The sequence below is a fragment of the Staphylococcus succinus genome (genome assembly GCF_029024945.1).
Classification (GTDB): domain Bacteria; phylum Bacillota; class Bacilli; order Staphylococcales; family Staphylococcaceae; genus Staphylococcus; species Staphylococcus succinus.
The window spans coordinates 1996022-2022013 of the sequence record NZ_CP118976.1; the positions used below are offsets into that span (position 1 = coordinate 1996022).

General features: G+C 32.8%; 27 protein-coding genes. 6 read left to right on the forward strand and 21 right to left on the reverse strand.

What is annotated here, in order from left to right:
* Positions 1-7 precede the first annotated feature (7 nt).
* Positions 8-319 carry a YuzD family protein gene (locus PYW31_RS09640; RefSeq protein WP_046837314.1) on the reverse strand — a complete coding sequence of 104 codons (312 nt, stop codon included), beginning with the start codon at positions 317-319 and terminating at the stop codon, positions 8-10.
* Positions 320-426: 107 nt separating this feature from the next.
* On the opposite strand from PYW31_RS09640, the gene PYW31_RS09645 reads away from it, so the two are divergent.
* The 4 genes from PYW31_RS09645 (at position 427) to PYW31_RS09660 (ending at position 4136) form a co-directional block, all read left to right on the forward strand.
* Entirely contained in the window at positions 427-669 is a 243-nt protein-coding gene (locus tag PYW31_RS09645) for a NifU family protein (protein WP_046837313.1), read from the forward strand.
* 316 nt (positions 670-985) lie between these two features.
* A complete protein-coding gene (locus PYW31_RS09650; RefSeq protein WP_103356918.1) occupies positions 986-1597 on the forward strand; it encodes a TetR/AcrR family transcriptional regulator in 612 nt (203 codons plus the stop codon).
* Positions 1598-1623: 26 nt separating this feature from the next.
* On the forward strand, positions 1624-2505 hold the full coding sequence (locus tag PYW31_RS09655) for an ABC transporter ATP-binding protein (protein ID WP_046837311.1): 882 nt from the start codon (positions 1624-1626) through the stop codon (positions 2503-2505).
* A 23-nt stretch (positions 2506-2528) separates the two neighbouring features.
* On the forward strand, positions 2529-4136 hold the full coding sequence (locus tag PYW31_RS09660; RefSeq protein WP_046837310.1) for an ABC transporter permease: 1608 nt from the start codon (positions 2529-2531) through the stop codon (positions 4134-4136).
* 98 nt (positions 4137-4234) lie between these two features.
* Here PYW31_RS09660 and dltD read toward each other — a convergent pair whose 3' ends face one another.
* The 8 genes from dltD to PYW31_RS09700 all read right to left on the reverse strand — a co-directional run bounded on the left by dltD (position 4235) and on the right by PYW31_RS09700 (position 10960).
* On the reverse strand, positions 4235-5383 hold the full coding sequence (gene dltD / locus PYW31_RS09665; RefSeq protein WP_046837309.1) for a D-alanyl-lipoteichoic acid biosynthesis protein DltD: 1149 nt from the start codon (positions 5381-5383) through the stop codon (positions 4235-4237).
* Positions 5380-5616, reverse strand: a complete 237-nt coding sequence (gene dltC / locus PYW31_RS09670) for a D-alanine--poly(phosphoribitol) ligase subunit 2 (RefSeq protein ID WP_046837308.1) — start codon at positions 5614-5616, stop codon at positions 5380-5382. Before dltC ends, dltD begins: the two co-directional genes overlap by 4 nt.
* Before the next feature lie 21 nt (positions 5617-5637).
* A complete protein-coding gene (gene dltB / locus PYW31_RS09675; RefSeq protein WP_046837307.1) occupies positions 5638-6852 on the reverse strand; it encodes a D-alanyl-lipoteichoic acid biosynthesis protein DltB in 1215 nt (404 codons plus the stop codon).
* Complete coding sequence (gene dltA / locus PYW31_RS09680; protein ID WP_046837306.1) at positions 6852-8315, reverse strand: D-alanine--poly(phosphoribitol) ligase subunit DltA; 1464 nt, start codon at positions 8313-8315, stop codon at positions 6852-6854. Before dltA ends, dltB begins: the two co-directional genes overlap by 1 nt.
* 14 nt (positions 8316-8329) lie before the next feature.
* Positions 8330-8473, reverse strand: a complete 144-nt coding sequence (locus tag PYW31_RS09685) for a teichoic acid D-Ala incorporation-associated protein DltX (RefSeq protein WP_046837305.1) — start codon at positions 8471-8473, stop codon at positions 8330-8332.
* 293 nt (positions 8474-8766) lie between these two features.
* Positions 8767-9732: a 2-hydroxyacid dehydrogenase gene (locus PYW31_RS09690; RefSeq protein WP_046837304.1), complete on the reverse strand. Its 966-nt coding sequence runs from the start codon at positions 9730-9732 to the stop codon at positions 8767-8769.
* A 10-nt stretch (positions 9733-9742) separates the two neighbouring features.
* On the reverse strand, positions 9743-10522 hold the full coding sequence (locus PYW31_RS09695; RefSeq protein ID WP_046837303.1) for a TIGR01457 family HAD-type hydrolase: 780 nt from the start codon (positions 10520-10522) through the stop codon (positions 9743-9745).
* 6 nt (positions 10523-10528) lie between these two features.
* Positions 10529-10960: a DUF86 domain-containing protein gene (locus PYW31_RS09700; RefSeq protein ID WP_046837302.1), complete on the reverse strand. Its 432-nt coding sequence runs from the start codon at positions 10958-10960 to the stop codon at positions 10529-10531.
* Positions 10961-11114: 154 nt separating this feature from the next.
* Here PYW31_RS09700 and PYW31_RS09705 point away from each other — a divergent pair, with 154 nt between their 5' ends.
* The gene (locus PYW31_RS09705) at positions 11115-11381 is read left to right on the forward strand and encodes a DUF3055 domain-containing protein (protein ID WP_046837301.1); all 267 of its coding nucleotides are present in this window, start codon (positions 11115-11117) and stop codon (positions 11379-11381) included.
* 67 nt (positions 11382-11448) lie between these two features.
* On the opposite strand, the gene PYW31_RS09710 is transcribed toward PYW31_RS09705, so the two are convergent.
* The 12 genes from PYW31_RS09710 to sufC all read right to left on the reverse strand — a co-directional run bounded on the left by PYW31_RS09710 (position 11449) and on the right by sufC (position 24627).
* On the reverse strand, positions 11449-11832 hold the full coding sequence (locus PYW31_RS09710) for a YutD family protein (protein WP_046837300.1): 384 nt from the start codon (positions 11830-11832) through the stop codon (positions 11449-11451).
* A 170-nt stretch (positions 11833-12002) separates the two neighbouring features.
* Complete coding sequence (gene lipA / locus PYW31_RS09715) at positions 12003-12932, reverse strand: lipoyl synthase (RefSeq protein ID WP_046837299.1); 930 nt, start codon at positions 12930-12932, stop codon at positions 12003-12005.
* An 81-nt stretch (positions 12933-13013) separates the two neighbouring features.
* Positions 13014-14333: a bifunctional metallophosphatase/5'-nucleotidase gene (locus PYW31_RS09720; protein ID WP_046837298.1), complete on the reverse strand. Its 1320-nt coding sequence runs from the start codon at positions 14331-14333 to the stop codon at positions 13014-13016.
* Positions 14334-14355: 22 nt separating this feature from the next.
* On the reverse strand, positions 14356-15180 hold the full coding sequence (locus PYW31_RS09725) for a sulfite exporter TauE/SafE family protein (protein WP_046837297.1): 825 nt from the start codon (positions 15178-15180) through the stop codon (positions 14356-14358).
* A gap of 10 nt (positions 15181-15190) precedes the next feature.
* The gene (locus tag PYW31_RS09730) at positions 15191-16039 is read right to left on the reverse strand and encodes a DUF72 domain-containing protein (RefSeq protein WP_063410201.1); all 849 of its coding nucleotides are present in this window, start codon (positions 16037-16039) and stop codon (positions 15191-15193) included.
* A gap of 247 nt (positions 16040-16286) precedes the next feature.
* Positions 16287-17354, reverse strand: coding sequence for an NAD(P)H-dependent flavin oxidoreductase (locus PYW31_RS09735; RefSeq protein WP_046837288.1), 1068 nt, complete (start codon positions 17352-17354; stop codon positions 16287-16289).
* A gap of 52 nt (positions 17355-17406) precedes the next feature.
* Positions 17407-18423 carry a hemolysin family protein gene (locus PYW31_RS09740; protein WP_046837287.1) on the reverse strand — a complete coding sequence of 339 codons (1017 nt, stop codon included), beginning with the start codon at positions 18421-18423 and terminating at the stop codon, positions 17407-17409.
* 618 nt (positions 18424-19041) lie between these two features.
* Positions 19042-20439, reverse strand: a complete 1398-nt coding sequence (gene sufB, locus PYW31_RS09745) for a Fe-S cluster assembly protein SufB (protein WP_046837286.1) — start codon at positions 20437-20439, stop codon at positions 19042-19044.
* A 176-nt stretch (positions 20440-20615) separates the two neighbouring features.
* A complete protein-coding gene (sufU, locus tag PYW31_RS09750) occupies positions 20616-21065 on the reverse strand; it encodes a Fe-S cluster assembly sulfur transfer protein SufU (protein ID WP_046837285.1) in 450 nt (149 codons plus the stop codon).
* Positions 21055-22293, reverse strand: a complete 1239-nt coding sequence (locus tag PYW31_RS09755) for a cysteine desulfurase (RefSeq protein ID WP_046837295.1) — start codon at positions 22291-22293, stop codon at positions 21055-21057. Before PYW31_RS09755 ends, sufU begins: the two co-directional genes overlap by 11 nt.
* Before the next feature lie 165 nt (positions 22294-22458).
* Positions 22459-23766: a Fe-S cluster assembly protein SufD gene (sufD, locus tag PYW31_RS09760; protein ID WP_046837284.1), complete on the reverse strand. Its 1308-nt coding sequence runs from the start codon at positions 23764-23766 to the stop codon at positions 22459-22461.
* A gap of 99 nt (positions 23767-23865) precedes the next feature.
* Positions 23866-24627, reverse strand: coding sequence for a Fe-S cluster assembly ATPase SufC (gene sufC / locus PYW31_RS09765; RefSeq protein WP_046837283.1), 762 nt, complete (start codon positions 24625-24627; stop codon positions 23866-23868).
* A gap of 367 nt (positions 24628-24994) precedes the next feature.
* Between sufC and popT the strand changes: the two genes are divergently transcribed.
* A complete protein-coding gene (gene popT, locus PYW31_RS09770) occupies positions 24995-25846 on the forward strand; it encodes a polyprenyl-phosphate transporter PopT (protein ID WP_046837282.1) in 852 nt (283 codons plus the stop codon).
* Positions 25847-25992 lie beyond the last annotated feature (146 nt).

Here is a 25992-nt window from a genome sequence, read left to right on the forward strand (position 1 = left end):
TAACAATTTATTGTTTATCCATAAATTGAGTAATGTCTTTTAATTGTACATAGCCATCTGTGACATATTCATCGTTCATTGTAATTAGAGGATAAAACAATTCATCTTCTTGTATACGTTCTATATATTGTTCATCGTGATCAGTTAAATTTTCTGTATCCTTTTCAATATCAATATAAGTAAATTCAAAATGCATTTCCGGATATTTTCTTTTTAATAATGGCTGCAACCAATCATAGGTATTACGTGCGGTTGGTGCATTAACACAACTTGCACATACAACATCTGCACCATAGACAACTACGCTCACTTTATTCATTTAGACTTATCCCCTTTTATCTTGATTTATAGATTTTTCAGTACATTTCTATTATAATAAAAAGATAAGTAGAAAATGAAATAATTTACTTGAAAGGAGGCATATCCATGCCAACTGAAAACGTAACAATGTTTGATCAAGTAGCAGAAGTTATTGAAAGATTACGTCCTTTCTTACTACGTGATGGTGGTGACTGTTCACTCATCGATGTAGAAGATGGTATTGTTAAATTACAATTACATGGGGCGTGCGGTACATGTCCTAGTTCAACAATCACTTTAAAAGCCGGTATCGAACGTGCTTTACATGAAGAAGTACCCGGAGTAATAGAAGTAGAACAAGTATTCTAATTGATACAATAATCATATATAAATAAAGAACGTCTTAAGATATAATTTCTATCGAACATTTCTAGCCTATCCATATATTTGGATAGGCTTTTTTTATTAAAATTATCATGGTCATTGTTTTAATTATTTCATTTACGATGATGTTGAAAACGGTTTAACCCTTTGCATTAAATTCGTTGTATTTTCATTTTATTTATGTCACCTCATATTCATTTAAATATTTTTTTATCATTTGACTTACTTCCACATAAAAGCTACACTCCAATTGACCACATCGGTCATTTCATTTAGAAAGGAGCAATTGCTTATTAATTATATGTTTACTCAACTACACAAAGATAAACAGAATAATATTATTAATGTTGCAATGAATGAATTTGTAAAAAATGGTTTTGACAAAGCCTCTACGAATCATATTGTAAAAAAAGCTCATATTTCCAAAGGGTCATTGTTTAATTATTTCAATAATAAAAAGGATTTATATTTATACCTCATTGATTTCAGTATTCAAACTATAGAAACTATGTATGAACATATTGATTTTAAAGAAAGAGATTTATTCCAGAGAATTGAAAACATAGGATTACAAAAATTATACATACAACAAAAGTCACCTAAAGTGTTTGATTTTTTAAAATCCTTATCTCAAGAAAGCTCAGCTGACGTACAAGATATCATTAAAGAAAAAATAAGTTTAACTTATGAAGAAGGTACAAAAAAGATATTTCATAACCTTGATTATTCTAAATTTCGAGAAGATATTGATATTGAAAAAGCTATAGAAATACTAAATTGGACGATGCTTGGATTTGGAACAAAAACACTTACGCAAATCACTACTTTTGATAATTCATCTCAATTTGGTGAGACATACCTAAATGAATGGAAACAATACGCCCAGATATTAAAATATAGTTTTTACAAATAAACATTTGGAAAGAAGCGTGCATTGCTATGGAGAAAATTATTAAAGTCAGTAATTTACAAAAAAAATTCGGTAAATTTGAAGCATTACGTGATGTAACATTCTCAGTCAATTGTGGTGAAGTTGTTGGCTTCATTGGACCTAATGGCGCTGGTAAATCTACTACCTTACGCACTTTATTAGGCGTCATCAAACGAGACAAAGGCGATGTAGAAATATTTGGTAAGGATGTTTGGAAAGAAAGTACAGAAATTCATAAAAGAATATCCTATGTACCTGGGGACGTCGTATTGTGGGGCAATTTATCTGGCGGTGAAATCATTGATTTATTTATGAAATTACATGGCTGTGGCGACAAACAAAAACGTGATGCTTTAATACAACGTTTTGAATTAGATCCAAAGAAAAAAGCCAAAGGTTATTCAAAAGGAAATCGTCAAAAAGTTGGTTTAATTGCAGCGTTAGCCGTAGAATCAGATTTATATATCTTTGATGAACCGACATCGGGCTTAGATCCTCTAATGGAAAAAGTTTTCCAAGAAGAAGTTGAACAACTTAAAAAATCTGGAAAGACAATTTTACTATCTTCACACATTCTAAGTGAAGTTGAAAGGTTGGCTGACAGAGTAGTTATTATTCGACAAGGAGAAATTGTAGAAAGTGGTACACTTCATGAATTACGCCATTTAACACGATCCACAATTACCATAGAAACCGAAAGAGATGTGGCTAAAATAGCTACTTTAGATGGAGTATTTGACTTTGTACAGGTTCACAATCAAGCGACATTTTCGGTAGATAACCAATATCTCAACGATATTTTAATCCAACTAACTCAATTAAACATAAAGAAAATAGAATCTATCCCTCCAACACTTGAAGATTTGTTTATTCGTCATTATGAAAATTAAGTTAATGAAATGAGGGCTGCTTTATGAAAGAAAGCTTTATATACTGGAACCTTCTCTTTTTAGAACATTTAAAAAGAGATTGGAAAAAAATCATAATTTGGATTTGCGGACTTTCTGTATTTTCATCTGCCTTTATTCCATCATTTGAAGAGATTGCAAAAGGTAATGGTTTAAGTGGTATGTTCGAAACTTTAAAAAACCCTGCAATGATTTCAATGGTTGGGACCACGCCTATTGTTCAAGCAACTCAATACACTTTAGGTGCCCTTTATGCACATGAAATGCTATTGTTTTGTAGTTTACTTTCAATGATTATATCTCTTTTACACGTAATTGCACATACACGTAAAGAAGAAGACATAGGTCTTTCAGAATTCGTGCGTGCTTTCAAGGTAGGTAGGCAATCAAACACCTTCTCAGTATTTGTAGAAATCATTCTTATTAATGCGATAGTATCCATTTTTATCACTGGTATATTATTGAGTTTTAATGCTCAAACAATCACTATGCAGGGTTCGCTATTATATGGCGCAACAATTGGTATTGCGGGTATTATTGGTGCAAGTATTGCTCTTTTAACCGCTCAAATAATGCCGAATGCTTCCGCCTCAACTGGATTGGCACTTAGTATCGTAGGGTTACTTTATATTATTCGAGGTGCCACAGATATCACGAATGTTGAATTAGCTAAATTCAACCCTATTGGTTGGACTTATATCACTTACCCATTCACAGAAAATAATTGGGGCCCTTTAGGATTTGCTGTTATTTTCATTGTAATTATTGTAGTAATAGCTTTTATACTTGAATCCTCACGTGATATGGGTACGAGTTATATACCTGAAATAAAAGGTAGACCCACAGCCAAAAATTCTTTGCTATCGGTTAGAGGTTTATTGCTTAAAATAAATAAAGGAACTATAATAAGCTGGTTTATTGCTTTTATAATAATGGGTATTGCTTATGGTTCAATTTATGGAGATATGCAAACCTTTTTAGCAAGTAATGAATTAATGAAACAAATGTTTTCACAATCTAATGTATCTATAGAAGCTTCATTTACAAGTAAAATTGTAATCGTAATGATTTCTTTAGTGACAATATTACCTATCGCAATCATCAACAAATTATTTAATGAAGAAAACAAAGCACGTCTAAATCAAATGAGTGCTACAAAAGTGACACGCAATCATCTATATTGGACCAATATAGGTTTAGCACTTTGTACAGGTATAATCGGCATATTTTTAACTGTATTCAGTCTTGGCGTTACAGCACTTACAGTAATGACGCATCATGAAAATATAGATTTAGCGGATTTCCTTATCGCCGGTTACAATTTATTGCCAGTAGTATTATTTTTCACGAGTATGACTGCTCTAGTACTTGGTTGGATACCTAAAATAGGTAAATTGATTTATTTATATCTTGGTTATGCCTTTGCAATAAATTATTTTGGCGAAGTTTTAGAATTTCCAACATGGTTTTCAAAAACTTCTGCTTTAAATTGGCTGCCACCGATGCCAAAAGAAAGTTTTGAATTCTCTACCTTTTTTATAGTAGGTATAATCAGCCTCGTATTAATGTTTATAGGCTACTTAGGGTATATCAAACGTGATTGGATTGGATAAGCATCTACGACGCTATAAAATAAAAAGGTAGCCTTAAAATAAGGCTACCTTTTTATAATTTATATATCAGGCTTATGCTAGAGAAAATAGTGTTCACTTTAAAAGTCACTTATATGTTTCTCAATGTGTTCACCTATATAACTCCAGCCTTTCCATCCAATGTGTACAGCATCACTTACGACATAAGGTTCATAATCTTTGTCTGTCATATCATAGACATGACCGTCTCTTTGTTCTATCGTTTGATTAATTTTTTTATAAACCTTTTGTCGTCTATCTTTATCAATACCAATATGATCATACCATTTACCATTAGATGGTAAATTAATATATGTTACATCTGCACCCGCTTCATGTAATGTATCTACAAGTAATGCTAGATCTTTAAATTCTGGGGAGTTAATATTAAATTCATAATCTCGATTAATTTTACGTTTGTGTTGTTTTATTAAATCCCAGTATTTATCTCTAATACCAAATTCATTTGACTTCACTTGATTGGAACCATACGCTTCAGCGCGATTTCGAATTGTCTTCCATGAGTCTGATTTATTTACTATGGGTTCTACATGTGAAAGTGGTGAACTACGTACTGGAAAAATAGACTTAATTGCTTCAATTTTTTTTAATTGATTGTCTTTGAAACTAGAAATATAATTCCCCTTCACTGCATTAGGGTGATGAGCTACTTGCTTTAGATAGCTTCTATTTTCGACCTTTTTAAATTGCAATAATCTTCGCGCATAGCGTTGCTTTAGTTTTGGGCTTAAAGTGTCTTGATTAAACAACTGATTTAACTGCGCTTGAGATATACGTGCTTTAAAGTTGGAATTGGTCAAACCATGATTTGTAAACCACTGTGGTGAAATGATAAAGGCCATTTTCTTACCTTTTAAATTGTCACATTGTGATGCTAATTCCACAGCATTTACTAAATCAGTCGAACCTCCCGTACCAATTAGAAACGGTTTTTGAGATATTTCTTTTTTCCCATTTAATACTATGGCTGGATTAAATGGGTCATCTTTTTCAAGTTCACTTGAACCATAAATGGGATAATAATCATTAGATTGATACATCTTATCTTGAACCAATGTACCTTTAAGTACTTGATCAGTTAAAGCTATGCGTTGTGATTCTAATGTTTTACTATTAATGAAACCTGTAAACCAACTGGCAGGCATGATTAAGAAAATTCCAAACAATAACAGACTTACAATAATTGGTATAAATGGTTTCAATTTCATCTTAATGCTTCTAATACTGCTACTATCTTATTAGGTGTCGCCCATTCATCTCTATCAAAATCCATAATAGATACTTCAATATCTAATTTATTTTGAATTTCTAGTAAAAGTCCTACCGTTTGGAATGAATCTATAATACCTTCTTCAAATAATTCCACATCTGGGTTTTCTTTAACCACACTACTTTCACTAACGTCTTCCAATACATCTAATACTTGATTTCTAAATTCCATAATAATTTTTCCTCCAATTTTTTAAAATAATTTCCCTGAAAAGATTAGAAAACCAAAAGCTACAAAATGAAACGTTATGATGATGCTTATTATTGTAGTTATTTGATTTTTCCATCTAGGGGGATGAGTTTTTCTCCATCTTTCATAATATCCATAACCTATAAATAGTAATGCATGATATAAGCCATAAGCAATATAGTAAATTTCAATGCCATGCCATATCCCCATGATTATAAAATTGAGTGAAAAGGCAATATTAGACATTGCAAATTGGCTTTTTAATAACTTCTTCTTAGATAAGAAAAATAAAGTTCTCATATAAATACAATCTCTAAACCAAAATGAAAGGGTCATATGCCATCTATTCCAAAAATCTTTAATATTTTTAGCTTTAAATGGTTGTTTAAAGTTTGGCGGTGTTTGTATGCCATATATATAACTAAAAGCAATTGCAAATAGTGAGTATCCAGCAAAATCAAAGAATAAATACAAACTGTAGGCATACATATAAAGCCATTTTGTAGTAAACCCATTAAAATCTAGCATCAACGGATTAATGGCATAGACTTGAATTAAGTACGCAATAATATATTTGTATAAAAATCCAATCATAATAAAGTGAACAGCCTTCAATAACATCTGATGATATTGCATACCGCTTGGTATTTTTTGATCGTCTTTTGCAAACCTTTTATAACGATCTATAGGACCTGATGATATTGTAGGGAAGAATGATATAAATTGGATGATTTTCCAGAAGTTTACCTCTTTAATTGAACCATCACGTATTTCCATTAACAATTGAACACTTTTAAAGGTAATATAAGAAATACCTAAAAATCCAATTAATTCAACAACCTTACTCTCATGAAAATGTATGCTTGAAGCGCCTATCAAGGAACTTTGAGCTATTTTAACAATGACTAGCGGTAAAATAGATAGTACGATAACTATAAAAAATTTACTAAACGTATTATTTTTTGCACGTGATTTCCAATAATATAATATAATTGCGACTTGCCACAGGATATACAGTATAAAGTTAATAAATTGTACACTTAACCATGTTTGTCCAAATAGATTATGTTTATCCGAAGAGAATATGAGTTCAATCATTACGAGTGTGCTGAGCCCGTTATAAATACGACTTCTTTTACCTTGTAACCCCAATATAATAACTGGTATTAATAATACAAATGCAATTAAAAAGAAAGTAAATGTGCCATAAGGAATCATTAATTTACACCCTCAGCTATCTTTTTACGATCTAATTTACCGTTGACCGTTAATGGTAATTTATCCGTAAAGTGTATTTTTTTAGGAATCATATACTCGGGAATATGTTCCTTTAATGCTCCTTTAATATCACGAGTCATTTCTTGTTCAGTTAAATCAATATGATTTGGTCTATTAGATACAACCACTGCATGTATTTGTGTGACTTTGTTGTCTTTATATATAGGCACGACAACCGCTTCTTTAACACAGTCTATCTGTCTCAATTGAAATTCAATTTCTTCTAATTCCATCCGATAGCCGTTCAATTTAATTTGAAAATCTATACGACCGTTAATAAACCACTGCTTGTCTCTTTGCTCAGCTTTATCACCGGTGTGATAAGCGCGTTGGTTATTGGCTTTTTTAAATACCTTATTCGTTTTAATCTCGTCGTATACATAACCCATACTGACACAATCACCAGTTATAATAAGTTCATCATTATGTCCTAAAATTAAGGAAGTTCCTGGCCTTGGCGCCCCCACTGGTAACGGGTTATACTCGCGTAATATGTCTTCTGTTATTAAAATACTAGTAACAGCTACAGTAGCTTCAGTTGGGCCATAAGTATTATAGATCCATGCAGAAGGAAAACGTTGTAAAAGCATTTTGGCAGTTCTATGTGCAAATATTTCACCGCAGAAGAAAAACTCTTTTAAACTAGCGTATTTTGTTTCTGTTAACTGTGGTAACATCAAGCACATTTCCATAAATGATGGCGTTGAAACCCATACATTAATTTTTGCTTCATCCAACATCTCACTGAGTCTTTTAGGTTTATTAATCATCATCTTATCGACTAAATTTAATGTCCCCGACGTTGCTAAACAAGGATATATAGCCATTACTGATAAATCGAAAGAAAATGGCGCCTGATTTAACCATTGTTGATATTCTCCTAATTGATTCAGATCGACCATCCATCTTGTAAAGTCATTTAGACTTTTATAACTAATTTGTACGCCTTTAGGCTCCCCTGTAGAACCAGATGTAAATATTGTATAAGCAATATCATCTGCTTTAATTTTAGATTCAAATGTAAGTTCGCAAGTATTGTTTTTTATTGTATTAATATCAATCACATTTAATTCAAATTGCTCAATGTTTTCATCAGTTGTATTGATTAAAAATTGAGGATTCATTTTTTTTATAATTGTGTGCAAACGGTCTTGAGGTAAAGATGTATCCAAAGGTACATAGCCACATCCTGCTTTAATACTGGCAATCATTGCTACAATCATAAACGGCGACATGTGACCATACGCTATAATAGGTCTATCCGTTTCTTGTATCATACGAGCAAGTATATTCGAATATTGATTTAACTCTTTATACGTTAATTGCTCATGATTATGTTGCACAGCTATGTGATGTGGGCAATTTTTTTCACTTTCACTTAATGATTGAATTATATCTTTCATGCTTGTCTCCTTCATTAAAATTCATTATAAATAAAGTTATTATGTGTATCACCACTACCATAAATTAAATATAGTGCTATAAATATTACAAGATATAATAGCGTTAGCAAGTATGGTTTCACTGTGAGATATTTAGTATTACCTTTATCGTTATTCATAATTCACCTCTTTTACAATTATTGAATGTATGTATTTAAATCTATCTAAAATATGTATAACGACTTTTTACAAATTTCCCAATTTATTATACATTCTTTTCAACGATATTACAATTTAATAAACAATTTCCTATATAACAAATGTGTTATATTGAATGCGTCTCAAATTTTAAGCATATTTTTTAAAATAAAAAAATAAAAGCCGATAGAAATCCTAAAAAGGAACTCTACCAGCTTTTATTATTATAAATCATGCTATAATCTATTCACTTTAATAACTTTACATACATTTTTTAAATAGCTTTTATAGGTGTTTTGGGTTGATTATCGTTTAAAACTAAGCGAATATTATCAACACAAAGTTGAATCATGCGATTTCTAGTAATAACTGATGCACTACCAATATGAGGCACAATCAATGCGTTGCTCATAGAAAGGAGTGGATGCGACATATCTATCGGCTCTTGACGTAAAACATCAAGACCACAAGCTGCTATTTCTCCTTCTTGCAGCGCTTTGACAAGCGCTTGTTCATCTACAACTGCGCCACGTCCAATATTAATAAAAATGGCATCATTTTTCATTTTCTTAAATGCCGCTTCATTAAATTTATCACGTGTATCTTCTGTAAGCGGCGCTGTACAAACAATAAAATCACTATTTTCTAATAATGTATCAAATGATACATATAATGCACCTAATTTTTCTTCAGCATCCTTATATCTCGTTCTATTATGATACATAATATTCGTGTTAAATCCCTTAAGTCGACGTGCAAAAGCTTTACCTATGTCGCCCATGCCGAATATCCCGACTTTAGCATTGTATAAATCTTTACCTGCTAGTAAATAAGGTCCCCAACTTTGCCATTCGCCTCTTTGCACATATTGTTCAGCTTCAACTATGCGTCGCGCTACACTTAACAATAATGTGATACCTAATTCAGCTGTCGTTTCTGTAAGTACTTCTGGCGTATTCGTAGCGATAATACCTTTACTATGCACTAATGGTACATCAATATTATCAAATCCAACTGCCATATTAGCAATTACTTTGAGATGTGGTGCAGACTCTATAACAGCTTCATCAATTTTCTCACTTAACGTAATAAAGCATGCTGTAGCATCTTTTAATGAATCTAAAAACTTTTCTCTCGGCATTGGTGTGTATGACTCATTCCATACTTCAACTTCTGCAAATGCTTCTAGTTGTTCTATAAATGGTTGTGGTATCTTTCTTGTTACGATGACTTTTTCCATTCAATCACTCCTACCTTTTGAGTTCGTTGATAACTTCATTTAAATCTTTAAACGTGTATGTCGGAGGTACATCTTTCACTTCAATTTCTTCTTTCGTAGTCACGCCAGTTTGGACATGAATTGTATCTATATTAACATTAATCCCAGATAAAATGTCAGTATCATACAAATCACCAACCATTGCTACTGCAGATGGATCGATGTCTAATGTTTCTAGAGCCTTATTCATGATAATAGGTTGCGGTTTGCCTATAAATGTAGGTTGAACACCCGTTGAGACTGACACCACACTTGTTATCGCGCCATTACCAGGTAAAAATCCACGTTCTTTAGGAATAGATAAGTCTTGATTCGTTGAAATAAATTTGGCACCATTACGTACACCAAGTGTCGCAGTTGCTAATTTTTCATAAGTTACCGCTTCATCTAAACCAATAACCACATAGTCTACAAATTCATCATCTTTGATTTCTAAACCATAGGCTTTTAAAGCTGTTTCTAAGCCACTACCGCCTAACATATAGACTGAAGCGCCGGGCGCTTCCTCAGCTATATATTCTGCAGTAGCAAGCGCTGAGGTAACGACTTCATTAGGCTTTGCATCTATGCCCATTGTATGTAATTTTGAAGCTACATCTTCAGGCTCTTTACTTGAATTATTCGTCACATATAGGTGTGGTATTTGTTGTTGATTCAAATATTCTATAAATTGTGCTGCCCCATCGATAATTTCATTACCTTTATATAACGTCCCATCTAAATCTATAAGATAAGCTTTATAATTTTTCATTTCTGTTTACTCTCCCTTTTTACCAAATGCTGTAATCGGTACATCTTCATTTTTTAAAAATTGTGTTACTTCTTCAATGTATTGCTGATAATATGCTAAAGATTCATCAAAGAGTGGCACTAATTTGTTTACGTCTAATTCATCATAATAATGGACAAAATGCTTTCTAACTTCGACCGTTTGATTAATCTGCACCTGTGTTTCTTTAGAAATTACATTTTCTAACTCTAAAATATCAATAACATCCTTATAATTTCCAGGATCTCTTAATATAAAAGCATCAATAATCATATTGCCAATATCGACAGCTGATTCTATAAACATCTGTGAAATACGTTCAAATGCATAATGATTATCTTTATTTTGAGGATAATCTGTTATTAATTGTTGTAAGTAATTTAACTTTATATTTAATTGATTCTTATTCACGAAATACATTATTTTCACCCCTATTAATGTCATCATACCATACCTTTGCAGTCGAATTCATTTATGGTTATACTAAATATTAAGACTTTATTGGGTTAGTAAAATTCAATGTTTAAAGAATTATTTTTTTTAAATCACAATCTATTATTAGGAGCGTTTTAACATGATTGATATGTATCTATATGACGATGATGAATCTGCACAAGTCCAATTTGTTGGTTTTGTTGGTGAGCACAGTCGCTATGATTTAATGTTAGTACAAACAAACCGCCATTATGGTAAATCTATTGTCCTCAATATGCAAACGAATAAGTTTGGTATTATAGGGACTGATGATTTAGAAGAAGAAGGTTATATTTCCCATATACTTGGCGTGAATGAAGAAGAAGGCAACGAAATTACTGAATACCTTAACGAAATCATTCAATAAAACAATAAATCATTTATATCAAATATATTAATAAAGAACCAAGCGTCTATGTATGACACTTGGTTCTTTATTTGTCCGTTCGTTGTATACTTGGCTGAATCTTCACATCATGAAGCTTATTCTCTTCGAATTCAGCATCAGCTATACGTGTATCATCTATATGACGCTTTGCTTCCTTTTCAGAAACACGTCTTAAAATAAAATAAGGGCAACCAAAGTTACAATACTCTAACAGATAATCTTGTATTGTGGAAAATCGTTTACTTAATTCTGCTTTTTTATTTGTATCATTATAAAACCCTTTTAATCTTAATTGATCATACCCAAAATCGCCTACTATAAAATCATATTTATCTAAAATATCAGAATAACGATTTGCAAATATTTCTTCGTCAAATGATGCTCTATAATCTTCAATTATTTCAAAGTATTGTTCATTCACTTTTATCATTTCATTCACCTAATCTAAATATGTCACATATCAATGTAGTATTAAGAAGTGCTATTACATTTCACGACATATATGAATTATATTTCTAATAAAGACTTAGCTCACAAGAATACGCTGTATTGAAGCATAATTCTTCATTGAACTAAGTCTTTGGTTTCTATCTTAAATTATTATAAATTTGTCTCTTGATTCAACTGTTCTTCACCTAAACGTTGTCTCTCTTTTGCTGCTTCATTAACTTGCTCATCAGCATGATATGAACTACGCACAAGAGGTCCAGCTTGGCAATGTTTAAAACCTTTGTCCATTGCTATTTTTCTTAATTTACCAAATTCTAGTGGTGTGTAGTATTTTTCAACTTTTAAATGTTTGCGTGAAGGTTGCAAATATTGTCCAATAGTTAAAATATCTACATCATTTGCACGTAAGTCATCCATTGTTTCATAAATTTCTTCGTGTGTCTCACCTAATCCAACCATCAAACTAGATTTCGTTGGAATATCTGGTTGTAATTCTTTTGAACGTCTTAAGAATTCTAATGTACGATCGTAAGTCGCTCGCGCACGAACTCTTGGCGTTAAGCGGCGTACGGTTTCGATATTGTGGTTAAGTATATCTGGTTTCGAAGCCATTAACGTTTCTAAAGCTTCAAAATCTCCACCCATATCAGAAGGTAAAATTTCAATTGAAGTAAACGGATTACGTTCACGTACTTTACGTACTGTTTCTGCATATACGTTAGAACCAGCATCTCTTAAATCATCACGTGCTACTGCTGTAATTACAACATGTTTCAAGTTCATTAATTCAACAGATTCAGCTACACGTTCTGGTTCGTCTAAATCTAATTCGTTCGGCAAGCCAGTCTTTACTGCACAAAAGCGACAAGCACGTGTACACACTGCACCTAAAATCATAAAAGTAGCAGTACGTCGTTCTCCCCAACATTCATGTATATTCGGACATTTTGCTTCTTCGCAAACTGTGTGTAAATTCTTTTCACGCATCATTTTCTTAAGACCAGTGTAGTTTTCGTTTGTGTTCAGCTTTATTTTCAGCCAATCTGGTTTACGTAAAATTTCTTCATTTTTAGTAGCCATAACCGCACAATCCTCCTGATTTGAAATCTCTACTCATTATAACGAAATTTTCACTAAATTAAAACGTAAATCGGTTATAATTTAATATTCTAGTAATTTCTCTTTAAATATATCTCTTAAAAACTCGGGCATTAAATAATCTGTCGGTTGGTCTTTGAGTGTTGGAAAGTAACGACCAAAGGTATACATATCTATAGTTCCCAATATATATGTAGTTTCGTCATCAATCTCTTCACCGTTTATAAAATACTTTGATTCTGATTCAATAAAGCCTAAATTATACAGAATATATCCTCCAAAGATATCACCTCTAAACCCTAATCCTTGCGCATGTTCATTAATATATTCTTGTTTTTGGCTTTTTAATATTACATTTTTTAATTCTTGCCCGTTCAGTTTAATACGTACGACATTGATAGGATGTGGTAACATTTGATGAATGTCATATTCTGTCACTTCATCTGCAATAACATCCTTAACAATAAGGCCAGCGTTAATAATTGTACAATCAGCATTAGTAAATTCAAATACACTTTCAGCTAACATATATGCCGTTTGTGAAATGACATTCGTCTTTCTAGGTAAATTCACAGGACGATTGATAATAGCATCACTTAAAAGCGCCTTGCCCTCAGCTTCAAAATTTGTTTCAAAGTCTGGTAATGTTTCAACCGGATGCAACTTAGCTACTTTGTTCACAACGCTTTTATTTTCAATTTCTAATGTCACTTCACCTAAAAAGTAACCATATTTACCCGCTGCAGCCATTAATACACCATTATTCATTTCACCCTGTTCAAAATAATGATGTGTGTGACTCCCTAAAATCAAGTCAATCTCTGGAATCTCTTGACATAATTTTTCATCAAAGAATACACCTACATGACTCATAATTATAAGTAAATCATATGCGCCTTCATTGGCTTGCACTTCATCCTTAATTGCTTCTAATGGATTGGTTACTACCCAATCTAAAGCACGGTAAAACGGTGTAAACGGAGCTGTAGCAGCAATAAATAAAATTCGCACACCTTCAATTTCTTTAATGTAAGAAGACGACATATTATGGGGTAAACGTCCCTGCTCATCAAAAACATTTGAACATGTTACATGAAAATTTGCTTTATCGTATAGCGTATTTAGCGCATCATGTGAAATCGTCATGCCTTCATTGTTACCAATCGTTGCAAGATCACATTGTGCTTGATTTAACAACTCTACATTTTTAATACCCATTGTAGCCTCTGTGACTGGCGCAGATAAATCAACATGGTCGCCGATATCTAAATAAAGAGAGGGATGATCCAACTTCGGTCTTGCCTCAGCTAAATAAGCTGAAATACGTGCGTATTCATGTAGATGACTGTGTATATCATTAGTATGATAAATCGTTAACTCCATCTCTAATTCCCTCCTCTAATACTTATAAAAATGCTTTTATTATTAAATATATACCCATTAACAACATGACTGTACGCAATAGATTTACAACTGTAGATGATTGAATAGAATGGTTAACTTTCACACCTATTTTAGCACCAAAATAACTAGCTATGATTAAGACGATAGAATAAATCCACGCCACATGTCCGAGCGCTATATGACCTACCGAACTCATCACACTTGAGAAGAATATCATCATCATACTTGTTCCAACTGCAACATGAGGTGGGAACCTAAATACGATGAGCATTAATGGGGTCATTAATGCTCCCCCACCAATTCCAAATAATCCCGTTAAAATACCAATGAATAGTGTTGCTATAAATGCAATAACAGGTGGTACACTATAGTGATAGGTTGTCCCATTACCATCGACATATGTACGTTGATACTTGGGTTTATCAAAAACTTTCAATGGTTTAATTTTGTTTCTTATCATTAGTAATATAGCTACAAATATTAAAAATATACCAAAATATAGGTTAAATGATTCTAATGTTAAATAACGACTTAGTATTGAGCCAATGAGCGACCCTGGTAACAAACCAATTAAAAATATAGATCCATTTTTCACATCGACTTGCTTTGTTTTCAAATAACCTAACGTAGATGATAGACCTGTCACAATTAATATTACAGATGACGTTCCTATTGCTATTTGTGGTGTAATGCCTTGGAGTAAATCATTATCTACGCCGAGATAAACGAGCGTAGGCACGATGATGATTCCACCGCCAATACCTACTAATGACCCAATAATTGCTGATAAGCCACCAATTATGATCAATAATACTATAGTTAACATTTTATCGCTCCTAAAATAATTTTAATTGCTGTGGTGCTAAACCTTTATAATCAATTCCCAATATCTTTTGATATGTTTTGGCATTTTGTGCTGCATGTCCACCGGAATTATTGTTAAATACAACGTAAATCTTTTTTGCTTTATGCTCTAATACTTTCACTTTGTTTACTAAAGCTTCTAATTCTTGCTGGCTATAGTCATAAAGATATCTGACATCTCTCCACGCCTCATCAGTCATATCTTTCTTCGTCCATCCGTGCACATTGCGTCCATGGTAACGTACAAAAGCAGTATCGTGTGTAATTCTATTAACTAGCGGTACGGAGCCTTGACCCGCCTGTGGTTCATCACAAACAGCATGTATAATTTGTTGCTGTGTTAAAAATGCTAATGTTTCCTCTTTATATGTTTCATTGAACCATGATTGATGTCTAAATTCTACACAGATAGGAAATGATTTTAATTGTTCTCGGACGTAACGGATATATGTAATATTTTGCACTGAGCAATCAAACCAAGGTGGAAATTGTACTAATACCATTGCGAGCTTACTTTCTTCTTGAAGCGGTTGAAGCATAGCTTTAAACTGATTAAATAATTCTTGGCGTGTTTCTGCGTAATCATGATAGTCTGCATGTAATGTTAAAGCTTGATGAATTTTAACTATAAATTCAAAACGTTTAGGTGTTTCTCTTATCCATTTTTTTATATTTCTTTCAGGCTGAATTGCGTAATAAGTAGCATCTAATTCCACTATAGGAAAATGACTTGCATATGTAATTAGCTTATCTGATTTACGTTGCAAATCTTCATATAAGGTATCATGATCTCCCCAACCTGTTAATCCAATATTTATCATATTATCACCAAATTAATGATACCACAGATGTTTTATCGGATTCACTAGATTAAATTCAATTTACGTTAACTTAAAGAAATAGAACTATGCTTTCATAACTTTCTATAAATCAATACTGGGCTTCTCATTATGTATGATTAGATATTAATAAAAATGGCGCTAATTACATCATGTATTAGCAGCCATTTTATTATATATTTAAAACGTTATTTCATTTCAATTTGCTTTGTTTAAGACATTATATATGCTATTGCTGAAGTATATTTTCAGCTTCTTTCACAACTTTTTCAATCAATAATGCTGCCGAAAGGCGTTGTGCTAATCTTGGACTTTGTCCACTCCATAAATGCGTCCACTGTGCATTCCCTTCTTTAGCTGCAGCTTTGCGAATAGCATTTGTCAATTGATTTTGAATTGGATAATCTGGAATATCGTCATTATAACCTTCCATATTATGAATAAATTCATTATCAATACCACGTGCTGGTTTACCACTAAAGACGTTAGTAACGACTGTATCTGTTTCTAAACTTTGCTTGATAGCATTTTTATATAATTCAGTAGCTGCACTTTCTTCCGTTGTGAGGAAACCGGTGCCCATTTGTACAGCTTGTGCGCCTAATACTAATCCTGCTACTAAGCCTCTTCCATCCATAATTCCACCAGCAGCAATCACCGGAATATTTACATTATCAACAATTTGTGGAACGAGTGACATCGTACCGACTAAAGGCATTTGGTTATTGGATGTTCTGGTAAACGAACCTCGATGCCCACCTGCCTCACTGCCTTGTGCAATGACTACATCCATGTTTGCACTTTCATTCGCAATCGCTTCTTCAACTGAAGTCGCAGTACCTATTATAATAATATTGTGCGCTTTCAATTTTTTTATAACTGCTTGGTTAGGAATGCCAAACGTAAAAGAAACAATCTTCACACCTTTATCAATCACAATATCAATTGCTTTATTAAACACCTGTTCCTCACTAATATTTAGTACAGGTTCTTCTAAATTAAACGCACGTCGATACGGTCTCAACCAAGCATTCATGTGTTCAATTTTTTCTGGAATATATAATTTTTCACTTGGTACAAATAAATTTACTGCAAACGGCAAATCTGTTAACGCTTGAACACGTGTGATTTCTTGTTCAAGTTTTTCAGAATTGAAGTAGCCTGCACCTATTGTTCCTAAGCTGCCAGAGTTACTCACTGTTGCAACTAATTCTGGTGTTGTACTACCAGCCATCCCTGCTTGTATTATTGGGTATTCAATGCCTAACAAATCAGTGATTCGTGTTGATAACTTCATGTCATACACTCCTTTTAAAACATATCTCACATTCATAACATAAATATATTCATCATTTATTATTGTATGCTTTCATTTGATGTTTAAGCTTTTCTTTTTCCTCTTCATCCATCTCATCTTCTATTTCCATACCTAACATTTCTTCTATTAAGTCTTCGTGTGACACTATTGCATCTGTACCTCCATACTCATCTAATACGATAGCTAAATGCTTACGTGCTACTGTCATTTTTCTTAACACCCATTCTGCCTTGTTATGCTCATTCACAAACAAGGGCTCCGACGTGTATTGTAAAATATCGTTCGAAGTCTCTCTACTCCATGCTAATAAATATTTCGAATGAAAAACCCCAATAATATGATCCATATCGTTTCCATACACAGGATAGCGCGTATAAGGTTTAGAGATAATCACATCATATGCCTCTTCATATGAAATATTAGAAGGGAACGCAGTTACATTAATTCTTGGCGTTGTACTAATATCTTTAATTTTTAGCTTTTCAAAATTCATAACACCTTGAATGCGTTCTCGTTCCATTTCATTTAATGCACCTTCTCTATCTGCAATTGCGAGCATGTGTCTAAGTGCATCTTTTGAAAAATCATGATTCTCTTGCCTACCATCTATAATATTATTAACTATGCCTGCAATAACGTTAAGTACTTTAGTCATAGGCATAAAAACCACAACAAAAAAAGAAACAGGTGCATAAACTAAATGTGAAGTTTTATAAGGATTTGCCGCGGCAAATGATTTAGCAATTACTTCTAATATCGCAATGACGATCACTGTGATTAGGGCAGCAAGTATTCCAACCTTTACACCCGACCTTATCGCTATAATCGTTACAAGTGCTGCTAGAATAACTTTTGATATATTCTTCCCAATAAGCATAGTCGTTAACACAGTACTCAGTTTAGTTAATAATTGATTAACTTGTGCTGCCTTGTTATTTCCTTGATCAGCTTCTGTTTGTATCTTTATTCTATTCACGGTAGTTAGCGCAGTTTCACTACCAGAAAAGAAAAAAGAAGCAAATAAAAGTATGATTATTACAATAATCATAAATACATAACTCCTTAATATTAACTGTATTTAAAAATTGATAGATTATTAAATGATTCCCGTCTTTTAATTTATATAAACGCCTTAGATACAAAGTTGTAAACATTATCACTTTATGATGTTAATCCTATTTTCGCATTTATTTTTTTAAATTACGTTAACTAAGCCTTATATGATGATTAATTATGCAAGTTTTTTGGGTTGCATCGCATTAAAAAGAAATTCAATTAAGTTTACCTTAATGTATTGAGGGTATTGATAATGCCATATGTATTTACATCTTGAATTTTCATCATAATATTAAATTAAGTTGGAGCGATAAAACACATGCAAATTTTAGATTACGAAGTAGGCATTAGAAATATTAATTATACAGTCAAAACAGAAGACGGCATTATTTTTTCTCACAAATTACCTAAGGACACTTCATCTATACAGGTTAGAAAATGTTTGAAAGTCATAGCTAATAAACTGGATGAACGCAATAAAAGTTAATTGAATAACATAAAAAAAGCACAATACAATACAGTTTCCGATAACATTCAATCATAAGTGTTATCAAAATCGTATTGCATGTGCTTTTATTTATTTGAAAGCTTTAGATTTCAATCTATAAAACTAACCGATACTGCCTTCCATTTCGAACTTAATCAAACGGTTCATTTCAACAGCATATTCCATAGGAAGCTCTTTTGTGAATGGTTCAATGAAGCCCATTACAATCATTTCAGTAGCTTCTTCTTCAGAAATACCACGGCTCATTAGATAGAATAATTGTTCTTCTGAAACTTTAGATACTTTCGCTTCATGCTCTAATGAAATATTATCATTAAATACCTCATTATAAGGAATCGTATCTGAAGTAGATTCGTTATCTAAGATTAACGTATCACATTCAATGTTTGAACGTGCGCCTTTCGCTTTACGTCCAAAGTGCACGATACCACGGTAAACAACTTTACCGCCATCTTTAGAAATAGATTTAGACACAATTGTTGATGATGTGTTTGGCGCTTTGTGAATCATTTTCGCACCGGCATCTTGTACTTGGCCTTTACCAGCGAATGCGATAGACAATGTGCTACCTTTAGCACCTTCACCCATAAGTACACAGTTAGGATATTTCATAGTTAATTTAGAACCAAGGTTACCATCAACCCATTCCATATTACCATTTTCGTATACTAATGTACGTTTAGTAACTAAGTTATAAACGTTGTTCGCCCAGTTTTGAATTGTTGTATAACGCACGTGTGCATCTTTGTGTACGATAATTTCAACAACAGCTGAATGTAACGAGCTTGTTGTGTAAACTGGTGCAGTACAACCTTCTACATAGTTTACTGAAGCGCCTTCGTCAGCAATGATTAATGTACGTTCAAATTGACCCATGTTTTCAGAGTTAATACGGAAATATGCTTGTAATGGTGTGTCTAACTTAACATTCTTAGGAATATAAATGAATGAACCACCAGACCATACAGCTGAGTTTAATGCTGAGAATTTGTTATCTGCAGCAGGTACTACAGTTGAGAAATACTTTCTAAATAATTCTTCATTTTCTCTTAACGCACTGTCTGTATCTTTAAAAATAATACCTTTATCTTCTAGTTCTTTTTCCATGTTATGGTAAACAACTTCTGATTCATATTGCGCTGAAACCCCAGCAAGATACTTTTGTTCTGCTTCCGGTATACCTAATTTTTCAAACGTAAGTTTAATTTCTTCAGGTACTTCATCCCATGAACGCTCTGTATTTTCTGAAGGTTTAACATAATAAGTGATATCATCAAAGTCTAATTCTGATAAGTCTCCGCCCCATTGTGGCATCGGCATTTTATAGAACTGTTTTAATGATTTCAATCTATAGTTAAGCATCCATTCAGGTTCTTCTTTCATGTTTGAGATTTCACGGACAATATTCTCCGTCAAACCACGTTCTGATCTAAAAATGGAAACATCTTCATCGTGGAAACCATATTGATAATCTCCAACATCAGGTGCTTTTTTAGCCATTTCAATCACTCCTTTTATATATTAAAAACGACTTGTGTGCAAGATCATTTACTGTATTTTTACCTTCAATGACTGTAATGAAAGTCTGTTTATATTGAATTATTCTTAAATTTAGTTCCCTGTTGTATCTACTAGTTTGAATGGAATATTACACGATGTCAATGCATCAGTTCCACTTAATCTTCTGTGTTACCTTCTTTTTCAACTGTACCCTTTTCTAAAGCTTTCCAAGCTAAAGTAGCACACTTGATTCTCGCTGGGAATTGAGATACACCTTGTAGTGCTTCTATGTCGCCCATCTCTTCAGTAATTTCGAAATCTTCACCAAGCATCATTTTTGTGAACTCTTGGCTCATTTTCATAGCTTCAGCTAATGAATGACCCTTAACAGCTTCAGTCATCATAGAAGCACTAGACATTGATATTGAGCAACCTTCTCCATCAAATTTTGCATCTTTAATGAAACCATCCTCTATATCAAACGTAAGATGAATACGATCCCCACATGTTGGATTGTTCATGTCTACAGTCATGGAACCATTATCTAATGTGCCTTTGTTTCTCGGGCTTTTATAATGATCCATAATAACTGAACGATACAACTGATTTAAATTATTAAAATTCATATGAGAAAAACTCCTTCGTTTGTTTCAAGGCTTCAACCATTTGGTCAATATCTTCTTTAGTGTTGTATATATAGAAACTCGCACGTGCTGTTGAAGATTGATTCAACCATTTCATAAGAGGCTGTGCACAATGATGACCTGCTCTGACAGCTACACCTTCTGTATCTACTGCTGTAGCAACGTCATGCGCATGAACATCAGTCATGTTAAACGTAATCACGCCAGCACGACGTTCTTTAGAAGGTCCATATATTTCAATACCTTCTATTTCAGACATTTTGTCGTAAGCATATTGTGTCAACATCGTTTCATGTTGATGAATGGCATCGAACCCTAAACTTTCAAGATATTTTATTGCTTCTGCTAAACCGATTGCTTGTGCGATTAAAGGTGTACCGGCTTCAAATTTTGTAGGTAAGTCAGCCCAAGAAGCATCATATTTCCCTACAAAATCAATCATGTCACCGCCAAATTCAATAGGCTCCATGTTTTTCAATAAACGACGTTTACCATATAACACACCGATACCTGTTGGACCAAGCATTTTATGACCACTAAAACTATAGAAATCCACGTCTAGGTCTTGCATATCTAAGTCCATATGAGGGGCAGCTTGTGCACCATCTACACTTATAATCGCGCCATGTGCGTGTGCTACTTCAGTAATTGCCTTGATATCATTTACCGTTCCAAGCACATTAGATACATGAGTGATTGCAACAATTTTAGTGTTATCATTTATTGTTGCTTTTACATCCTCGATATTTAATTCTCCATCTTCAGTCATAGGAATAAATTTCAATTCTGCATTTTTTCGTTTGGCTAATTGTTGCCAAGGCACAATATTCGCATGATGTTCCATTTCAGTAACGACAATTTCATCGCCTTCAGAAATGTGAGCATCACCATAACTATGCGCAACAATATTAATACTTGCAGTTGTACCACGCGTAAATATAATTTCTTCAAAATATTTTGCATTAATAAAACGTCTAACTGTTTCACGGGCGCTTTCGTAACCATCAGTAGCTAAAGAGCCAAGTGTATGAACACCACGATGAACATTAGAATTATAACGTTTATAGTAATCATCAATTGCATCAATCACTTGTACTGGCGTTTGACTCGTCGCTGTAGAATCTAAATATGCCAGTCTGTTGCCATTAACTTGTTGATTAAGAATTGGAAAGTCTTTTATAATTTCATTAACATTTAATAATTCGGTCAAATTATCCACAGACCTTTCTAAATTAAGAATCTATAATCAGACCTTAGCATATGATAGGAACATGCTGTAGCACCATCTATAATAAGCACTATAAATGGTTGCTTTGGCCGTTCCTAGCACTTTAGTACTATTGTCTTGAGTTTAACTTCTATGGTTGATTACTGTTTATTTATTAACTTTAAGTTCGATGACTTCACTTAATTGTCGTTTTACATCTTCAATTGGTAATTCACGTACTACTGGGTCTAAGAAACCATGAATAACTAAACGTTCTGCCTCTTGTTGAGAAATACCGCGACTCATAAGGTAGTATAATTGTTCAGGATCTACACGCCCAACTGATGCTGCATGTCCTGCTTCTACATCATCTTCATCAATTAATAATATTGGGTTAGCATCTCCACGTGCGTGCTCTGAAAGCATTAATACACGAGACTCTTGGTTAGCAACAGATTTCGTGCCACCGTGCTTAATATATCCAATTCCATTAAAGACAGTAGATGCATGTTCACGCATTACACCATGTTTTAAAATATAGCCATTAGTTTCTTTACCATATTGTACAATCTTAGAAGTTAAATTAATTTTTTGATCTCCAGTACCAACTACTACAGATTTCAATGCACTCTCAGAGCGGTCGCCAATTAAATTCGTAGTATTATCAATAATTTGACTACCTTCATTCATTAGACCTAAAGCCCAATTAATCGTTGCATCTTCTGCTGTGACACCACGGCGAATAATATGACCAGTAAATCCTTTATCTAAGTAATCTACTGAACCGTAAGTGATTTTTGAGTTTGCACCTGCATTGACTTCTGAAATAATATTAAGTTGCCCAGCTTCACTAGCAGCATTTGATAAGTAGTTTTCTACATATGTGACTTCTGCACTTTCTTCAGTCGTAATAATCACATGATTATAAAAACTAGCATCAGCATCATCATGTAATACAACATATTGAATTGGATGTTCTACAACTACATTTTTAGGAACATATACAAAAATACCACCATTGATAAGTGCTGTGTGTAATGCTGTTAAGCGATGTTCATCTACAGTCACTGTTTCATTCATTAAATGTTGTTTTACTAAATCTGGATGATTCACTAGTGCTTCTGATAAACCTTCAACAATAACACCATCATTGCTTGCTGATTCTGAAACCTTAGTAAATGCAAGCGTATTATTATGTTGTATAATTAAATTTTCAGAATTTTTAATATCAATGATTTCTTTTACCGCTTCAGGCAATTCATCTAATGCATTGAAAACTTCTCCTGTCGTTTCATGTTGTTTAAATGAGTCAAAATCCCATTTATTTATTTTTGTTTTATCTGGTTTTGGCATTTCTAAAGTTTCAGTTAATTTCAACGCTTCTTTACGTAATTCTGTCATCCAAGCAGGCTCATTATGGGCTTGTGAATATTCAACTAGTTGCGCTTCAGAAATGTTCAAAGTTTCAGTCGTCATACTTTTTTCCTCCCATTTGATGATTGTATGATTCGTTTATAGTATCTAAATCAAACCTTAAATCTTCATCTAAATTAATATTTACATATGAGTTGAGACTTATTCTGTAGCACCGAACTCTTCTTTAACCCATTCATAACCTTCTTCTTCAAGACGTTTAGCTAATTCAGGTCCTCCTGAAGTTACTACTTTACCACCGAACATTACATGTACGTGATCTGGTGTAATATAGTCTAATAAACGTTGATAGTGAGTGATGATTAATGCACCAAACGCTTCTCCACGCATTTTATTGATACCTTTAGAAACTACTTTTAAAGCATCAATATCTAGACCAGAGTCAATTTCATCTAAAATAGCGAATTTTGGTTCTAACATCATTAATTGTAAAATTTCATTACGTTTTTTCTCTCCACCTGAGAAACCTTCATTTAAATAACGTTGCGCCATATTTTCATCTATATCTAAATAACCCATCTCTTTATCTAATTTTTTGATGAATTGCATTAAATTTATTTCATCGCCTTCTTCACGTTTCGCATTTATTGCTGAACGCATGAATTCTGCATTTGTAACGCCTGTAATTTCTGATGGATATTGCATTGCTAAGAACAATCCAGCTTTTGCACGTTCGTCAACTTCTAATTCTAAAATGTTAACGCCGTCTAATAATACTTCACCTTGTGTTACTTCATAGCTAGGGTGTCCCATAATCGCAGATGATAATGTTGATTTACCTGTACCGTTAGGCCCCATAACTGCATGGATTTCATCCGTGTTAATTGTTAAATTAACACCCTTTAGAATCTCTTTATCTTCAATAGACACATGTAGGTCTTTAATTTCTAATGTTGATGGCATACATATTCCCTCCGTAATATATGATATGTTTTTCTTTACTAGTTTATAATAATTTTAATCTACAGTCAAAAGACTAAAACTAAATTACATCCTCTAATTATAACGTAGTTATATTTGAATATAAACCTTTTCAAGCGCTAAATTAAAATAGTTATTAAAACATAATCATTTTCGATAACAATACTAAGATTTTCGTAACTGATAATTTAAGATATGATGTTCTCAATAATATTCGCTATGTATAGTCATTGTTACAATAGAATGCATGTTAAAGTCATATATTACGTTTAATAACTCACTTTAATATTGTAATACTTAAATTTTATGATAATATCATTTATACAATTTATATAGAAAGGAGATAAATATGTCGAAGATTAAATGGTCTAATTTATGGCGTGGATTCGCTATGGGGACCTCAGATTTAGTTCCTGGTGTTAGTGGTGGTACGATCGCCCTTTTGCTAGGCATATATAATGATTTCATACGTTCTATCAGTGGTATTTTCTCTAAACGTTTTTGGGAAAGTTTAAAGTTTTTAATTCCCATTGTACTTGGAATGTTAATCGCTATTGGTTCATTAAGTAAGTTGATTAACTTTTTATTAAATACACACCCTATCCCAACGTTATTCTTTTTTGTTGGACTTATTTTAGGTATTATTCCATATTTATTAAAAACTTCACGCTTCAAACAAACTTTTACAGCTAAGCATTATATGCTAGTAGTATTGGGTATTGTCGTTATTGTAGTGATTACTTTATTAAATAATGGTAATAAACATGCAGGTGAAACGCTAACATTTTCTACAAGTCTTTTTATTAAATATTTTATCGCTGGAGTTTGCGCTTCAAGTGCAATGTTATTACCAGGTATTTCAGGTTCATTTATGCTACTAGTATTTGGAGCTTATGGCACAATTATGTATGCAATTTCAGAATTTTTATCATTCAATTTCAATGCCGTGCCCATATTATTAACAGTTGGACTTGGTATTATCGCTGGTTTCTTATTATCTAGTAAAGCAATACAATATTTCTTAAACTATCATACATCTTTAACCTACGCCTTAATTATTGGATTTGTGGTAGGTTCACTCTATGCAGTATTTCCTGGATTACCTACTTCTATATTCATGTGGTTTATTTCAGCACTAACATTAATTATAGGATTTTTCATTAGTTATAAGTTAGGTCATATTAGCGAAACTGGTCATTAATATTTATATAAATCACTCATATATTTTACAATGTAGATTAGTTAATTTCTTTTATCTCATCCTTATTTTTAACATATATTGTGGATTTTCATTTTTAACGAGATAAAGTGTAATTCGTTACAGTAGCAATCATTCATATATTTTTA

Bases quoted from the DNA above. Each gene is read 5' to 3' on its own strand.
- PYW31_RS09640 (WP_046837314.1), bottom strand. From the start codon at position 319: ATGAATAAAGTGAGCGTAGTTGTCTATGGTGCAGATGTTGTATGTGCA.
- PYW31_RS09645 (WP_046837313.1), top strand. From the start codon at position 427: ATGCCAACTGAAAACGTAACAATGTTTGATCAAGTAGCAGAAGTTATT.
- PYW31_RS09650 (WP_103356918.1), top strand. From the start codon at position 986: ATGTTTACTCAACTACACAAAGATAAACAGAATAATATTATTAATGTT.
- PYW31_RS09655 (WP_046837311.1), top strand. From the start codon at position 1,624: ATGGAGAAAATTATTAAAGTCAGTAATTTACAAAAAAAATTCGGTAAA.
- PYW31_RS09660 (WP_046837310.1), top strand. From the start codon at position 2,529: ATGAAAGAAAGCTTTATATACTGGAACCTTCTCTTTTTAGAACATTTA.
- dltD (WP_046837309.1), bottom strand. From the start codon at position 5,383: ATGAAATTGAAACCATTTATACCAATTATTGTAAGTCTGTTATTGTTT.
- dltC (WP_046837308.1), bottom strand. From the start codon at position 5,616: ATGGAATTTAGAAATCAAGTATTAGATGTATTGGAAGACGTTAGTGAA.
- dltB (WP_046837307.1), bottom strand. From the start codon at position 6,852: ATGATTCCTTATGGCACATTTACTTTCTTTTTAATTGCATTTGTATTA.
- dltA (WP_046837306.1), bottom strand. From the start codon at position 8,315: ATGAAAGATATAATTCAATCATTAAGTGAAAGTGAAAAAAATTGCCCA.
- PYW31_RS09685 (WP_046837305.1), bottom strand. From the start codon at position 8,473: ATGAATAACGATAAAGGTAATACTAAATATCTCACAGTGAAACCATAC.
- PYW31_RS09690 (WP_046837304.1), bottom strand. From the start codon at position 9,732: ATGGAAAAAGTCATCGTAACAAGAAAGATACCACAACCATTTATAGAA.
- PYW31_RS09695 (WP_046837303.1), bottom strand. From the start codon at position 10,522: ATGAAAAATTATAAAGCTTATCTTATAGATTTAGATGGGACGTTATAT.
- PYW31_RS09700 (WP_046837302.1), bottom strand. From the start codon at position 10,960: ATGTATTTCGTGAATAAGAATCAATTAAATATAAAGTTAAATTACTTA.
- PYW31_RS09705 (WP_046837301.1), top strand. From the start codon at position 11,115: ATGATTGATATGTATCTATATGACGATGATGAATCTGCACAAGTCCAA.
- PYW31_RS09710 (WP_046837300.1), bottom strand. From the start codon at position 11,832: ATGATAAAAGTGAATGAACAATACTTTGAAATAATTGAAGATTATAGA.
- lipA (WP_046837299.1), bottom strand. From the start codon at position 12,932: ATGGCTACTAAAAATGAAGAAATTTTACGTAAACCAGATTGGCTGAAA.
- PYW31_RS09720 (WP_046837298.1), bottom strand. From the start codon at position 14,333: ATGGAGTTAACGATTTATCATACTAATGATATACACAGTCATCTACAT.
- PYW31_RS09725 (WP_046837297.1), bottom strand. From the start codon at position 15,180: ATGTTAACTATAGTATTATTGATCATAATTGGTGGCTTATCAGCAATT.
- PYW31_RS09730 (WP_063410201.1), bottom strand. From the start codon at position 16,039: ATGATAAATATTGGATTAACAGGTTGGGGAGATCATGATACCTTATAT.
- PYW31_RS09735 (WP_046837288.1), bottom strand. From the start codon at position 17,354: ATGAAGTTATCAACACGAATCACTGATTTGTTAGGCATTGAATACCCA.
- PYW31_RS09740 (WP_046837287.1), bottom strand. From the start codon at position 18,423: ATGATTATTGTAATAATCATACTTTTATTTGCTTCTTTTTTCTTTTCT.
- sufB (WP_046837286.1), bottom strand. From the start codon at position 20,439: ATGGCTAAAAAAGCACCTGATGTTGGAGATTATCAATATGGTTTCCAC.
- sufU (WP_046837285.1), bottom strand. From the start codon at position 21,065: ATGAATTTTAATAATTTAAATCAGTTGTATCGTTCAGTTATTATGGAT.
- sufD (WP_046837284.1), bottom strand. From the start codon at position 23,766: ATGACGACTGAAACTTTGAACATTTCTGAAGCGCAACTAGTTGAATAT.
- sufC (WP_046837283.1), bottom strand. From the start codon at position 24,627: ATGCCATCAACATTAGAAATTAAAGACCTACATGTGTCTATTGAAGAT.
- popT (WP_046837282.1), top strand. From the start codon at position 24,995: ATGTCGAAGATTAAATGGTCTAATTTATGGCGTGGATTCGCTATGGGG.